Below are 13,395 nucleotides of genomic sequence, written 5' to 3'. Positions count from 1 at the left end.
GCGACGCCACGGCGCCGTCGACGGCGGATGTCGAGCTGCCAGAACGATCTCCACCGCGTCACCGGCATTCCTGCAAGTGACTTGCAGCAGAGTACATGTGGCGGATCGATCCGTCCACGCGTGCGCGTGGCCGGTCGCGGGTAGTCGGCAGTTGCTACATAGTGGCAAGTGAATCCGCGTGGCACACCGCCGCGCGTTCCCGACCCAGGAGAGGACCATGGCCGAGTACACGCTTCCGGACCTGCCCTACGACTACTCCGCGCTCGCCCCGCACATCGCGCCCGAGATCATGGAGCTGCACCACTCCAAGCACCACAACACCTACGTCCAGGGCCTCAACACCACCCTCGACAAGCTCGCCGAGGCCCGGGACCGCAACGACTTCGGCGCCATCGTCGGACTCGAGAAGACCCTCGCGTTCAACCTCGGCGGCCACGTCAACCACTCCGCCTTCTGGAACAACCTCTCCCCCGACGGCGGCGACAAGCCCACCGGCGACCTCGCCGCCGCCATCGACGAGGACTTCGGCTCCTTCGACGGATTCCAGGCCCACTTCACCGCCGCCGCCACCACCATCCAGGGCTCCGGCTGGGCCATCCTCGGCTACGACCAGCTCGGCGACCGCCTGCTGATCCACCAGCTCTACGACCAGCAGTCCCAGCTCCCCGCCGGACAGACCCCGATCGTCCTGCTCGACATGTGGGAACACGCCTTCTACCTGCAGTACAAGAACGTGAAGCCCGACTACGTCAAGGCCTGGTGGAACGTCGTCAACTGGGCCGACGCCGCCCAGCGCTTCGCCGCCGCGAAGGGCTGAGCCTCCCCGCACAGCGCAGCGCCCCGTCCGGGTCCCCCGGGCGGGGCGTCGTGCACAGAGGGTGCGCTCAGCGGTGCGCGCCCGGCCCCGTGACGCCGGTGGCGCGCAGCAGCAGGTGCATGGCCAGGTCGACCGAGCGCTCGCGCACGTCGGCCCGCCCGCCGGGCAGCTGCGGGTCGCGCGCGATGACCTGGCCGTCGGCGGTGGTCACGCAGAAGCAGACGTAGCCGACGGGCTTGGCCTCGGTACCGCCACCGGGGCCCGCGACGCCGGTGATCCCGACGCCGACGTCCGCCCCGAACCGCGCCCGCGCACCGTCCGCCAGTGCCCGCGCGACCTCCGGCGACACCGCCCCGTGCGCCTCGATGAGCGCGGCGGGGACGTCGAGCAGCGCGGTCTTCGCCTCGTTCGAGTAGGCGACCACGCCCCCGGCGACGTAGGCCGACGACCCGGCCCGGTCGACCAGCCGCCCGGCGAGCAGCCCACCGGTGCAGGACTCGCCGGTCGCGACCGTCCAGCCCTTCGCGCCCAGCGCCGCGGCGAGCAGCTCGTCGGTGGTGCTGCCGTCGTCGCTGATGAGCGCGCGGCGGTGCCGGTCGACGATCCGCGCGGCCAGCTCGCGGGCCGCCGGCTCGGCCCCGGGCAGCGGGTGCAGGTCGACCTTCAGCTCCGAGCGACGCAGGCAGGTGGTCACCTCCACGCCGGACACGTCGAGCTCGGTCTCCAGGACGCGCAGCGTCTCGGCGATCTCGGACTCCGGCAGCCCCGCGAAGCGCAGCAACGTCGCCTCCGCGCGGGGTACCCGGGTCAGCAGCTCAGCGACCGGGGCCGACTCCAACGCGGCGGGCCACATGCCCTGCAGCTCCCGCGGCGGCCCCGGGAGCACGACGACGAGCGGCCCGCCCGGCCGCGTCACGGCCAGCCCCGGCGCGGTCCCGACCGGTTCGAGGACGCTCGCCCCGCGCGGGACCCTGGCCTGCTTGGCCGTCGCCGCGTCGAGCGCGGGGCCGGCCCAGCCGGCGCGGCTCGCCCATCCGGCGACCCGGTCATGGATCCGACCCTGCAGCGCGGTGTCGACCTCCATCTCCGCTCCCGCGAACTCGGCGACGACCTCGGCCGTGAGGTCGTCGGCGGTCGGTCCGAGCCCGCCCGAGGTGACGACGAGATCGTCGGAGGCGACGAACTCCAGGGCCGAGCGCAGGTCCTCGGTGCGGTCCCCCACCAGCAGGACCCGCGAGACGGCGAAGCCGAGCTCGCCGAGGGAGCGGGCGACGAAGGGGCCGTTGGCGTCGGCGACGTGGCCGGTCAGCAGCTCGCTCCCGGTGACCAGGACCGAGGCGGTGGGGCGGGACTCGCTCATGATCCGAACCTACCCGCGCCCGGACACCCGCACCCCGTCCCGCGCGAGCTCACCATCGGTGCTGGTCCGGGGCGTCGGGGGATCGTCCGGTGTGGACTTCGCGCCCGTTCGGGTGATGAGAGAGGCGCGACACGCCCGAAACCGGGCTTCCACGGCGTGTCGTCGCAGCACCACTGCCGCTCGTCGCGCCCCGGCACCGCCGTGGGCAACCGCGCTGCGCGGCCGCCGTCATCACCCGTACGGCGCATGATCGGGCGCCACGGCTCCGACCTGCGCCGACGCCGTCCGTCGCACCGCATCCGGTGAACTCCGCGACCGCGCACACGCACAGTGTCCGAAATCCGGCAACCGCGCACTCTCAGTGTGAGCACAGCTCGCATACCCGACACTGTGACCCATGTCAGCGATGTCTGCGCCGAACGACGCCGCGACCTGGGTGGGTGAACTGGACCGGCTCGGGCCGCTGCGTGATCTGCGGGTCGACCCGGGCTTCCACGCCGCCCGTCTGCTCGTCACCGTCGGGGGCACTCCACAGGGTCAGGTGACCGTGCCGCTGCGTGGCGGACGGGCCACGATCGCAGAGCTGCGATCCGCGCTGATCACCCTGGGGCCGCCCGAGGAGGTGACCCCGGCACCGGTGGCGAGCGACCCGGTGACGGTGGTGATCGCGACGCGCAACCGCCCCGAGTCGCTGGCCCGCTGCTTGCGCGCGGTCCTCGCCTCGGACCACCCGGCATTGTCGGTCGTCGTCGTCGACAACGATCCGCCGGACGAGCTCACCCGCGATGCCGTCGCCGCGGCCGGGTCCCCACGGGTCCGCTACGTCCGCGAGCCGCGCCGCGGGGCCTCGGTCGGGCGCAACCGCGGACTTGCCGAGGCCCGCACCGAGATCGTCGCCTTCACCGACGACGACACCGAGGTCGACCCCGCCTGGGCCTCCCGCATCGCCGGCGCCTTCGCCGCCGACCCCGAACTCGCCTGCGTCTCCGGCCCCGTCCTGGCCGCCCGCCTCGCCAGCCCCGAGGAACGCGCCGCCGACGTCGCCCTGGCCTGGAACAAGGGCTTCACCCCCCGCCGGTTCACCCTCGCCGAACCCCCCGCGGACTCCCCGATCTTCCCCTTCGCCCCCGACCTGTTCGGCATCGGCGCCAACCTCGCCGTCCGCGCCAGCGCCGCCCGCGCCGTCGGCGGCTTCGACGAGGCCATGGGCCCCGGCACCCCCACCCACGGCGGCGAGGACTGCGAGTTCCTCGTCCGCATGATCCTCGCCGGCCACGTCCTGGGCTACGCACCCGGCGCCTACCTGTGGCACCACCACCGCCCCGACCAGGCCGCCCTGCGCAAGCAGATGGAGGGCTACGCCGTCGGGCTGGGCAGCTTCCTGGCCAAGGTGGCGCTGTCCCCGCAGGGCCGGTCGGTCGCACTGCGCCGACTCCCCGCCGCGGTCGCCCGGCTGCGCCACATCTCCGACCGCGAGGCCGGCGCCGGCGTGGCGATGCCCGCCGACGCCGACCAGACGCGCAACCGGGGACTGCTGACCGGCCCGCGCGCCTACCTCCGGTCGCGCCGCGCGGTGCGACGGGCCGGCGGAGCGGTGCCGCCGCTCGTCGGCCCGGCCCGGGCCGGGACCACCGCCCCGCACAAGATCCTCGCGACCGGCGGCCACCGGGCCGTCACGCCCACCCGGCCGCACGGCACCGGCGGGTATCCCGCGGTCGCTCCGTCCGGGGCCGAGGGCACCGGGGGCCGTCCGGCCGCCGCACCCCGTCCGCAGGACAGCGGTGGGTACCGGCCCGTCCCCGCCCGCACCGGCGGCCCGTACGGCGCGGACCCCGCCCGGCGCGGCTGAGCCGTCTCGGGCCGGCGCCGGCGGCACCCCGCCACGGAGCCTCCGGCACCTCGACGCCCCCGCCGCGAGGGCGCGCCCCCGCCGTCACGACGGCGTCGTGGCCTCCGGGCCCGGCCCCAGCAGGGCCGGGTCCGACGCCGCGGCCACGAGCCGGCCGTGCGGGTCGGCGACCAGGCGTCGCGTCGTCGTGTCGAGCACCCCGAGGGTGCACTCCACCTCGGCCGCGAGATCGTCCGTCCGGGCCCCGTCGGCCGCGGTCTCCCGGACGATCCGGTGACGCATCGTGAACGGCTTGCGGGTCGTGAACGCGATCGCCGAGTCGATCCACAGCTCGTCGCCGGCGCGCAGCTCGGCCCGGAAGTGCGCCGTCGTCGACAGCAGCACGATCGTCAGGCCGTGCGCCCCGAGCGCGTGCTGGGACAACCCGGCCGCACGGAAGTGCTCCATCCGGGCGTGCTCGCCGTACTGGTGGTAGACGGCGTGGTTGACGTGCCCGTTCACGTCCATCTCATAGCTGCGGACACCGATCCGGACCCCGAACGGCGGAGGCATCTCGACGCTCATGGTGGCCACCCTGCCAGCCGGGCCGGACCACCCCCGCCGACGCACCGGACCACGTCGCGGAACGTTTGTGCCACCGCCGACCGCGGTCGTAGGGTGGGTGACCGCGCTGACTAGGCTGGTGCGGAGGCAGCACGAGCGGCACGTCAAGCAACGGCGGCCGGTTGTCACTCACGGTGAAGTCGACGGCGTGTCCGGGACCGGACCACGAGCACGTCGACGGCGCCGACGGCGACGACTCGCGAGGGAGCACGACACATGAGCAGTGAGACGCCCACCGGGGTGGGGGGAGACCAGGGCCCCGACGTCGGCGAGGTCGTCCGCTTCGAGGTGACCGAGCACGGTGACGGCGCCGTCGTCGTCGGTGTGCACGGCGAGATCGACACGATGACGGCGCCCGTGCTGAGCGAACGCCTCGCCGAGCGGATCGGCTCCGCGAGCCTGCTGGTGGTGGACCTGACCCGGGTCACGTTCCTCGGGTCGGCCGGGCTGGCGGCGCTCGTCGAGGGCAAGGAGAAGGCGGAGAACGCCGGCAGCCGGCTGCGGCTGGTCTGCGGGTCGCACGCCGTCACCCGGGCGCTCGAGGCGACCAACCTGATGTCCCTGTTCGACGTGGCCGACGGTGTGCCGGAGGCACTCCGCACGGCCTGATGCCCCGGGGGTCCACGGGTGCCCGGTGGCGCCCGCGGTCCTCGACGCCGACGTGGCCGAGCATCTCGGCCGGGCGGGTGCGATTCCCGTCCTTTTCCCCGACCACTCCCTCCGACGACCGGGACGACGAGCCCCACCGCGATGAGCACTCTGCACCTGGACGAGCCGTCCCCCACCTCGGGAGACGGCCCGTCCGGTGTGTCGGGGCTCGCGGCCGCGGTGCGCGAGGGACGGCTGAGCGCGGCCACCGTCGCCGAGCGGCTCCTCGCCGCCCTCGACGACGCGGTACCCGTGGGCGCCGGGCTCGTGGTGGACGCCGGACCGCTGCGCGCGGCCGCCGCGGCGCTCGACCGGCGCACCGACCGGTTCGCCCTGCCGCTGGCGGGGGTCCCGGTGGTGGTCGAGGACGGCATCTCCGTCGCGGGTCGCGGGGACGAGGTCGTGCGCAGGCTGCGGGCCGCGGGCGCGCTCGTCGCCGGGCGGGCGCGGACAGCCGAGCACGAGGTGGGCCTCGACGGCACCCCGGGCGGCCGGGCCACCGCGACCGTGGTCGCCTCCGGTGTCGTCCCGCTCGGGATCGGCGTGGACGGCGACGGGACCCTGCGCTGCGCCGCCGCCGCCCACGGGATCGCCGCGCTCAAGCCGGGCCGCCGGGTGCTCCCGCTGCCCGACGCCGCCGAGCGCCGCTGGTGCGGGCTGGCCGAGCCGACCCTGATCGCCGGGTGCGCGGAGGACCTCACCGTGGTGCTCGACGCCCTCTCCCGCGGCACCGGGGGGCCGGCCGCGCCGTCGTCGGTGCTGCGGCTCACCGCCCCGACCGGTCCCGGCCCCGGGTCCGGCGCGACGCCCGTCTCCTCCCTGGCCGCGTCGCTGCGGACCGGACGCACCCGGCTCGCCGGGCCGGACGCGGCGTCCGCGGTGCACACGGCGATCACGCTGCTGCAGGACGCCGGGCTGGGCCTCGTCGCCGCCGACCCGCCGTACCGGGCCGTGCTGGTCGTCCACTCGGCCCGCCGCCGGCAGGCCGGGCTCGCCCGCCGGGTGGAGGACCTCGGCCTCGACCCGGCCGAGCTGCCGCGCAGCGCCCGCAGCCTCGTCCGGCGCGGCCGCCGCGTCCGGCGCCTGGGCGGCCTGCGTCCCGCGACGCCCGCGTCGTGGCGGCAGCGGATGGTCGCCTGGCTCGACGACGCCGGCGCCGAGGCCGGCCTGCTGCCCGCCCCGCCCGGGGCGTCCGGTGCCGGATCCACCGGGGTGGCGGCGTGGAACCTGGCCGGGCTGCCGTCGCTGGTCGCGCCGGTGCACCGGCCCGGGGAGCACGGCTGCGTGCAGCTCGTGGGGCGGCCCGGGTCGGAGCGACGGCTGCTCGCGACCGCCGCCCTGCTCGCCGAGGGCTGACCCGGCCCGGCGGAGCCGCTCAGTCAGCGGGCGGGGACCAGACCCCGGTCGCGACGAACCGGTCGAGGGTCGCCGTGTAGGGCGCCAGGTCCATCCCCTGGGCGGCGACCCAGGCGTCGTCGTAGTAGCTGTGCCGGTAGCGCTCGCCGCCGTCGCACAGCAGGGTCACGACGCTGCCCGACCGTCCGGCACGCAGCATCTCGGCGACGACCTGGTAGACGCCCCACAGGTTGGTGCCGGTCGACCCGCCGGCCCACCGGCCGGTGCGGTCGCGCAGGTGGCGGGCCGCGGCGACGCTGGCGGCGTCGGGGACCGGGACCATCCGGTCGATCACCGACGGGACGAAGCTCGGCTCCATCCGGGGCCGCCCGATCCCCTCGATCCGCGACGCCGCACCCGTCGCGTACGACGGGTCCCCCGCCGTCCAGCCGGGCAGGAACGCCGAGCCCTCCGGGTCGACGACGGCCAGCCGGGTCGCGAGCCGCCGGTAACGCAGGTAGCGGCCGATCGTCGCCGAGGTGCCCCCGGTCCCGGCGCCGACGACGATCCACTCCGGCACCGGGTGCGGCTCCTCGGCGAGCTGGGCCAGGATCGACTCGGCGATGTTGTTGTTGCCGCGCCAGTCGGTGGCACGCTCGGCGTAGGTGAACTGGTCGAGGTAGTGCCCGCCGGTGGCCGCGGCGAGCCGCTCGGCCTCGGCGTAGACCTCACCGCCGTGGTCGACGAAGTGGCAGCGCCCGCCCTCCCGCTCGATCAGCGCGATCTTCTCCGGGCTGGTCGAGCGAGGCATGACCGCCACGAACGGCACCCCGATCAGCCGGGCGAAGTAGGCCTCGGAGACCGCCGTCGACCCGGAGCTGGCCTCGACGACCGTGGTGCCGTCGGTGATCCAGCCCGACGCGAGCGCGTAGAGGAACAGCGACCGGGCCAGCCGGTGCTTGAGGCTGCCGGTGGGGTGCACGGACTCGTCCTTGAGGTAGACCTGCACACCCCACTCGGCGGGCAGGTCCAGCACGTGGAGGTGGGTGTCGGCGGAACGGTTCGCGTCGGCCTGGACGCGGCGCATCGCCTCGTCGACCCAGGCGCGGGTACGGGCACAGGAACGGTCGACGGGGTGCACGCCCCCGACCCTAGATCGGCCTCGGAGCCGGCCCGGCCCGGTCCCTCGGCCACGGCGCCGATCCGGGTCACGTCGTGCCCGCGCGGCCCGCCCCGCGCCGCCCTCCGCGCCCCCGTGCCCGCATCGGGGCTCCGTGATCGCGCACGTCACACACCGTCGACCGCCGCACCGGCGCCGTCCGCCGAACGGGGGCTGTCGGGGTGCGTCACGGAGCCGGAGACTGACGCACCGTGAACATCTGCCCGGGGAGTGCGACGAGGTGACCGACGGTGTCACGGAGACCGGTGCCGAGGTGACGGCCGAGGACGTGCGCGACGACGAGGCGACCCGGCCCGGGGACGCGACGCCCCCGACCGGGCGCGTTCCCGAGGCCGCGCCCCCGGGGACCACGGCCGCCGGACTGCCGCAGCGCAGCCCGCGCGGCGGCGACGGTGCCCGCACCGTCGAGCACATCGTCGAGGACCTGATGGTCCGTCTCGCCGCGGCCGAGCACGCGCGCGACACCGCCGAGCGCCGGGCCGACGCGCTCGCCGCCACGCTGGAGGAGGCCCGCTCCCGGCCCGCGGAGACCTTCGGCATGCGCGCGGACAAGGTGCTCCGGATGGCCGAGCACGAGGCCGCGATGCGGCGGCGCGGCGCGGAGGTCGAGGCCGCGCAGCTGGTGGACGCCGCCCGCGACGAGGCCGCCCGGATGGTCGACGAGGCCCGCGCGGAGGTCGACCGGCTGCGCGCGGCCGGGGCGGCCGCACGGCGGGACAGCGAGCTCGTCGCGGACACCGCGGCGTCGATGCACGCGCACGTGTCCGGCCTGCGCTCGTCGGTGCGCGACGAGATCGCCCGGCTGCACGCGATGCCGGGGGCCGAGCTGGGCAGGCTCGACGCGCCCGCCCGCGCCTCCCGGGGCGCCGACCAGGGCGAGCGGGTCCGGCGCCCGGTGGGCGGCCCGGCGCACGCGCTGCGCACCGGGGAGACCGCCGGGCCGGACGAGGTCCCCGACGCCGTCGCCGCCGACGCCGTCGCGGACCGGGACGAGGCCGCCGCGCTCCCGGCGGTGGTGCTGCCGGAGCAGCGGGACGCCGAGCCGTCACCGGCCGCAGCCCCCGCCTCCTCCGCCGCCGGTTCCGAGGGCAGCGCGCAGCGGACGTCCTGAGCCTGGACGGTGCGGTCGCCCGACGGGACGCGTCGCCGGCACCGTGCGGGCACCGAGCGGGCTCCGAGTGGCGACGCCGTGCCGCGGTGCCTACCGTCGACCCAATGACCGACCCCCGTCCACCCGGCGCCGGCACCAGCGACGGCTCGGGCACGGCGTCACCCGATGTCACCGACAGCTGCGACGGGCTGCGACTGGAGACCACCCGGCCCGCGGACGGGACGGTCGTCGTCGCGGTGACCGGCGAGCTGGACATGCTGACCGCGCCGGAGCTGCGGCACTCGGTGGCCGAGCAGATCTCGGTGTCCTCGCTGGTCGTGCTGGACCTCGACGGGGTCCGTTTCCTCGGCACGTCCGGACTGGCGGCCCTGATCGAGCTGCGCGAGCAGGCCCACCGGGCCGGCGTCGAGCTGCGTCTGGCGTGCACCGAGCGGCGTGTCCTGCGCCCGATCGGCATCGCCGGGCTGCACCATCTGTTCGACATCCACGACGACGTGCAGGCCGCACTGGCCTCCTGACAGGTGACGTGAGTCACACATCGTCGGTCCGATTCCGCCCGATACCGGCGTGCCGGTCGCAGCGCGCAGGTGCGGGGTGGTGTCGTGAACAGGGGTGATGGCGGTCGGTCCGATCGACCGCCCGCCCCCGGGGGCCGCACGCGGCCGATCACCGGCACCGGTCCCGCCACCCCGCAGGTTTGATCTCGGACCCCCTCGGGAACCGGGTTGGGGAGCCAACCCGGTCCGCCCGGGCCCCGAGCGACGAGGTGAGCACGTGAGCGACGTTTCCCGGCTTCCCGGCCCGATGGACGACGTGTGGCAGTGGCAGCGACTGGGCGCGTGCCGCGGCATGGACAGCGCCGTGTTCTTCCACCCCGACGGCGAGCGCAACCCCTCCCGGTCGCGTCGCACCGAGCGCGCGAAGCAGGTCTGCCGGGGTTGTCCCGTGCTGCAGGAGTGCCGCCGCTTCGCGCTGGCCAGCCGTGAGCCGTTCGGCGTGTGGGGCGGGCTGGGCGAGTCCGAGCGTCGCGCCATCATCGAGCGCCGCGACGCCGAGCGCATCGTCGCCGAGCAGGGCCCGGGCCTCGCCGCCGTCGTCTGACGGCATTGCTCGACGGCTCACCGATCCGGCACGGCCCGCCCGGGCATCGGGCGGGCCGTCCTGCTGCCCGGACGTTCTGCCACATCTCCGGGCGTCACACCGCGGAGGGCAGGGCCTCCGGCCCGGTGATGTCCCGGGTGATGTCCTCGGTGATGTCCTCCGCGACGGGGCCCGCGGGTCGGTAGGGCAGCACCGGAAGGCCGTAGACCCGCGCGACGCGGCGCACCGCGCGACGGACCACCTCGATCTCGGGGTCGGACACCGGTCCGGCGGCGGCCGGGGCCACGCACCAGGTGTCGTCGTCGGGGTCGAACCCGACCAGCTCCGAGAGCGCCGCGACGAGGTCCGCCTCGTCGCCGTCCTGCACCGCCCAGCGCAGCCCGAGGCGGTGCACCCGCACCCGCTCGACCGGCAGCATCACCACCGGCGCGGCCTCAGTGCCGTCCCCAGTGCCGTCCTGGGTGTCGTCATCGAGGTCGTCCTCGGCCGCCAGCAGCTCCCGCGCCTGCGCCGGTGTCAGCGGACGCCGGACGGGGGCCGGGTCGTCCCGCACCACCAGCAGGTCGGTCTCCCCCGCCGCGCCGGAGAGCGCCGCGAGCGGTCCCCCCGCCCTCTCCGACTCCGCAGCGGTCAGCGCCACGGCGACCAGCCTCCGCGGTCGCGTCGTCCCCTGCCCCACGCTCGCCCCCGTCGATCCCGCACGTCCTCGTCCGTCCAGTACAACGCCCGGGTCCCCCGATCGATCGCCGATTACCCACCCGGACGGACGAGTGGGGTCACCCGTTCCACGAGCGGGAGACGACCCCCTGTCCCGAACCCCCGGACGGCCCCGACCGCAACTCCGCCGTGACCTCGGCCCGCCCACCGGTAGTACGGAGGGGCCGGACGGTCGAACGGCGCCGGCCGGTCAGGGCGGCCGGTCAGGGCGGTACGTCAGGCGGGGCGGTCCAGGCGGATCGCGAGCAGCGCGATGTCGTCGTCGAGCCGGTCCGGCAGGCACACCTCGAGCACCCGCTCGACGACCCGCTCCGGGTCCGCGTCGGACGGCAGCTGCTCCACGGTGCGTTCGATGAGCTCGGTGCGGGCGTCGGCGTCCTCCCCGACGATGTCGGTCAGGCCGTCGGTGTAGAAGACCAGCAGCGACCCCGCCGCACACGGCACGGTGGCCCCGTCGCGGTGCGCCCCGGTGGCCCGCCCGAACTCCGGCACCGCCCCGAGCATCGGCGAGTGGTGCGCGTCGAGCCGGTGCAGCCGGCCCTGCGGATCGCGCAGCAGCGGCGCCGGGTGCCCGGCGTTGGCGTAGGTCAGCTCGCGCGCGCCGTCGGGGCCCGCCGGGCCGAACCGGGCGTAGACCGCGGTCGCCATCGCGGCGATGTCCAGGCCCTGCACCAGCTGGTCGCAGCGGTCGAGCACCGGCCCTGGCGCGTCGCCGCCCCAGGCATAGGAACGCAGCACACCGCGCAGCTGCCCCATCGCGGCCGCCGCCGACAGGTCGTGGCCCACCACGTCGCCCACCGCGGCACCGACAGAGCCGTCCGGCATCGGCAGCACGTCGTACCAGTCCCCGCCGACCTGGTTGCCGTCCGCGCCCACCAGGTAGCGGGCCGCGACCCGCATCCCCGGGACCTGCGGCAACGCCGGGAGCAGGCTGTGCTGCAGGGTCGCCGCCGCGGCCCGCTCCACCTCGTAGAGCCGGGCGTTGTCGACGGCCAGCCCGGCGCGGCCCGCCAGGTCCGAGGCCAGGTGCACGTCGCGCTGGGTCCAGCGACGGCCGTAGGGAAACTGGGTGGACAGCGTCACCAGGCCGAGCACCCGGCCGCGGCCGAGCAGCGGGACGACCATCGCCGAGCGGAGCCGCAGCCGCTCGTAGGCGTCGGCCGCCTCCGGGTCGTCCGGATGGACCTCGCGTCCGTCGTCGGGCAGCTCCTGCACCAGGTAGGGCTTGCCGGTCCGCACCGCGGTCTCGGCCTGCTGCTCGATCCGCACGGCCCCCAGCGGACCGGACCGCGACAGCAGCGCCTCGTCGTCGGCATCGCGGGCCGCGACGGCCATCCGCTCGCGGCTGGCCCCGTTGGGGGTGTCGAGCAGGTCCACCGTGCACAGGTCGGCCAGCTCCGGCACCACGATCCGGGAGAACCGACGGCAGGCGTCGGCCACGTCGAGCGCCGAGGTCATCTGGGTGGTCGCCTCGGCGAGCAGCCGCAGCTGGGCCCGCGCCGCCTCGGCGTCGGCCAGCGCCGCCCGCCGCTCCTGCTCGACGACGACCCGTTCGGTGACGTCGCTCTGCACCCCGACGAAGTTGACCAGCTCGCCGTCGCCGTCGTGCACCGGCGAGACGGACACCTGGTTCCAGAACGCGGTGCCGTCGCGGCGGTAGTTGAGCAGCACCTCGGTGATCGGCCGCTGTTCCCGCAGCGCCTCGCGCAGCCGGCGGACCGCGGACCGGTCGGTGTTGGGCCCCTGCAGGAACCGGCAGTTGCGCCCGACGACCTCGTCGAGCGGATAGCCCGTCAGCCGCTCGAACGACGGGTTCACCCAGGCCAGCGGGTCGTCCTCACGCTGCGGGTCGGAGATCGTGAACGACATCTCGGTGGCCAGCACGGCGCGGTCGCGCAGGAACCCCATCCGGTCCCGGTCCCCGCCCTGGCCGACCTCGGAGTCCGACAGCGGCAGCAGCACGGCCAGCGCCCGGCCGGGCCCGGTGGTCGAGGGCTGGGCGAACGCGCCCTGTCCCTGGGCGCCGGGGTCCGACAGCGCGAACCCGGTCACCCAGACCAGCGTGCTGCTGGCCGTCGCGCCCTCACCCGGGACCGGGACGCCGTCGCGGTCGGGCATCAGGCCCGGTCCGTGCAGTGCCACCGGCTCGCCGGACACCGCGTCGCCCGCGGCGATGCGGGACAGCGGTGACCCCTCGTCGGTGTAGGGCCAGCCGTCCAGATCGGTCAGCCGCACGGACTCGCTCCACTCGCGGACCCCGATCGGCAGCCGCACCGGGCGGTCGCCGGCCAGCTCCAGCGCGGTGGTGTTGGCGTAGACGATCCGGCGGTCCGCGATGTCGATCATCAGGACGGCCACCTGGGTCCCGCCGCGCACGTACGGCATCGCGGGGGTGCTCGGCTGCTCACCGAAGGACTCCACCGAGGTCGCGACCGCCTGGTCGACGGCCCGGTCCACCGCGTCGCCGGGCGGGCCGGCGGGGGTGTCGGAACCGAGATCGGGATACCGCGTCACCCTGGCGAGCCTAAGGGCAGGCGCCGTGCCGGGCGCACCGAGCCCGGCCGGTATCGTCGGTCCCGGTCTCCTGTCGTGGGTGGACCGGACCGGTGCGGGCCAGGAAGGCTCCGCCGCACCCCCGGTGCGTCGTCGCGATGCGAGAAGGCATCTGCCCGTC

Annotated in this window: 12 protein-coding genes; 7 read left to right on the top strand and 5 right to left on the bottom strand. The window is 75.8% G+C overall.

What is annotated here, in order from left to right; genetic code table 11:
- Positions 1-217 precede the first annotated feature (217 nt).
- Positions 218-817, top strand: a complete 600-nt coding sequence (locus tag Ae331Ps2_RS16350) for a superoxide dismutase (protein WP_075307905.1) — start codon at positions 218-220, stop codon at positions 815-817.
- A gap of 67 nt (positions 818-884) precedes the next feature.
- Here the strand turns inward: Ae331Ps2_RS16350 and Ae331Ps2_RS16345 are convergent, their stop codons facing one another.
- Entirely contained in the window at positions 885-2,177 is a 1,293-nt protein-coding gene (locus tag Ae331Ps2_RS16345) for a competence/damage-inducible protein A (RefSeq protein ID WP_075307907.1), read from the bottom strand.
- Positions 2,178-2,583: 406 nt separating this feature from the next.
- On the opposite strand from Ae331Ps2_RS16345, the gene Ae331Ps2_RS16340 reads away from it, so the two are divergent.
- Positions 2,584-4,026, top strand: a complete 1,443-nt coding sequence (locus Ae331Ps2_RS16340) for a glycosyltransferase family 2 protein (protein ID WP_075307908.1) — start codon at positions 2,584-2,586, stop codon at positions 4,024-4,026.
- Between the two features lie 84 nt (positions 4,027-4,110).
- Here Ae331Ps2_RS16340 and Ae331Ps2_RS16335 read toward each other — a convergent pair whose 3' ends face one another.
- On the bottom strand, positions 4,111-4,590 hold the full coding sequence (locus tag Ae331Ps2_RS16335; RefSeq protein ID WP_020625583.1) for a thioesterase family protein: 480 nt from the start codon (positions 4,588-4,590) through the stop codon (positions 4,111-4,113).
- Between the two features lie 255 nt (positions 4,591-4,845).
- Between Ae331Ps2_RS16335 and Ae331Ps2_RS16330 the strand changes: the two genes are divergently transcribed.
- Both Ae331Ps2_RS16330 and Ae331Ps2_RS16325 read left to right on the top strand, forming a co-directional pair.
- Positions 4,846-5,238, top strand: a complete 393-nt coding sequence (locus Ae331Ps2_RS16330; protein WP_043280132.1) for an STAS domain-containing protein — start codon at positions 4,846-4,848, stop codon at positions 5,236-5,238.
- Positions 5,239-5,379: 141 nt separating this feature from the next.
- Positions 5,380-6,633 carry an amidase family protein gene (locus Ae331Ps2_RS16325; protein ID WP_075307909.1) on the top strand — a complete coding sequence of 418 codons (1,254 nt, stop codon included), beginning with the start codon at positions 5,380-5,382 and terminating at the stop codon, positions 6,631-6,633.
- A 19-nt stretch (positions 6,634-6,652) separates the two neighbouring features.
- Here Ae331Ps2_RS16325 and Ae331Ps2_RS16320 read toward each other — a convergent pair whose 3' ends face one another.
- Entirely contained in the window at positions 6,653-7,699 is a 1,047-nt protein-coding gene (locus tag Ae331Ps2_RS16320; RefSeq protein ID WP_205015926.1) for a PLP-dependent cysteine synthase family protein, read from the bottom strand.
- Positions 7,700-8,012: 313 nt separating this feature from the next.
- Here Ae331Ps2_RS16320 and Ae331Ps2_RS16315 point away from each other — a divergent pair, with 313 nt between their 5' ends.
- The 3 genes from Ae331Ps2_RS16315 (at position 8,013) to Ae331Ps2_RS16305 (ending at position 10,004) form a co-directional block, all read left to right on the top strand.
- Positions 8,013-8,903 carry a hypothetical protein gene (locus Ae331Ps2_RS16315; RefSeq protein WP_075307911.1) on the top strand — a complete coding sequence of 297 codons (891 nt, stop codon included), beginning with the start codon at positions 8,013-8,015 and terminating at the stop codon, positions 8,901-8,903.
- Between the two features lie 104 nt (positions 8,904-9,007).
- On the top strand, positions 9,008-9,421 hold the full coding sequence (locus Ae331Ps2_RS16310) for an STAS domain-containing protein (RefSeq protein WP_075307913.1): 414 nt from the start codon (positions 9,008-9,010) through the stop codon (positions 9,419-9,421).
- A gap of 256 nt (positions 9,422-9,677) precedes the next feature.
- Positions 9,678-10,004: a WhiB family transcriptional regulator gene (locus Ae331Ps2_RS16305; RefSeq protein WP_060710891.1), complete on the top strand. Its 327-nt coding sequence runs from the start codon at positions 9,678-9,680 to the stop codon at positions 10,002-10,004.
- A gap of 94 nt (positions 10,005-10,098) precedes the next feature.
- Here the strand turns inward: Ae331Ps2_RS16305 and Ae331Ps2_RS16300 are convergent, their stop codons facing one another.
- Together Ae331Ps2_RS16300 and Ae331Ps2_RS16295 are read right to left on the bottom strand one after the other, a co-directional pair.
- Complete coding sequence (locus tag Ae331Ps2_RS16300) at positions 10,099-10,644, bottom strand: hypothetical protein (protein ID WP_075307915.1); 546 nt, start codon at positions 10,642-10,644, stop codon at positions 10,099-10,101.
- 293 nt (positions 10,645-10,937) lie between these two features.
- Positions 10,938-13,235 carry a GAF domain-containing SpoIIE family protein phosphatase gene (locus tag Ae331Ps2_RS16295; RefSeq protein ID WP_139318793.1) on the bottom strand — a complete coding sequence of 766 codons (2,298 nt, stop codon included), beginning with the start codon at positions 13,233-13,235 and terminating at the stop codon, positions 10,938-10,940.
- Positions 13,236-13,395 lie beyond the last annotated feature (160 nt).

The organism is Pseudonocardia sp. Ae331_Ps2 (assembly GCF_001932405.1).
In the GTDB taxonomy this organism is placed as follows: Bacteria; Actinomycetota; Actinomycetes; order Mycobacteriales; family Pseudonocardiaceae; genus Pseudonocardia.
The sequence above is the reverse complement of the archived record's forward strand: the minus strand, read 5'-3'. Positions and strand labels throughout refer to the sequence as shown.

Bases quoted from the DNA above. Each gene is read 5' to 3' on its own strand.
- Ae331Ps2_RS16350 (WP_075307905.1), top strand. From the start codon at position 218: ATGGCCGAGTACACGCTTCCGGACCTGCCCTACGACTACTCCGCGCTC.
- Ae331Ps2_RS16335 (WP_020625583.1), bottom strand. From the start codon at position 4,590: ATGAGCGTCGAGATGCCTCCGCCGTTCGGGGTCCGGATCGGTGTCCGC.
- Ae331Ps2_RS16320 (WP_205015926.1), bottom strand. From the start codon at position 7,699: ATGCGCCGCGTCCAGGCCGACGCGAACCGTTCCGCCGACACCCACCTC.
- Ae331Ps2_RS16325 (WP_075307909.1), top strand. From the start codon at position 5,380: ATGAGCACTCTGCACCTGGACGAGCCGTCCCCCACCTCGGGAGACGGC.
- Ae331Ps2_RS16340 (WP_075307908.1), top strand. From the start codon at position 2,584: ATGTCTGCGCCGAACGACGCCGCGACCTGGGTGGGTGAACTGGACCGG.
- Ae331Ps2_RS16310 (WP_075307913.1), top strand. From the start codon at position 9,008: ATGACCGACCCCCGTCCACCCGGCGCCGGCACCAGCGACGGCTCGGGC.
- Ae331Ps2_RS16345 (WP_075307907.1), bottom strand. From the start codon at position 2,177: ATGAGCGAGTCCCGCCCCACCGCCTCGGTCCTGGTCACCGGGAGCGAG.
- Ae331Ps2_RS16330 (WP_043280132.1), top strand. From the start codon at position 4,846: ATGAGCAGTGAGACGCCCACCGGGGTGGGGGGAGACCAGGGCCCCGAC.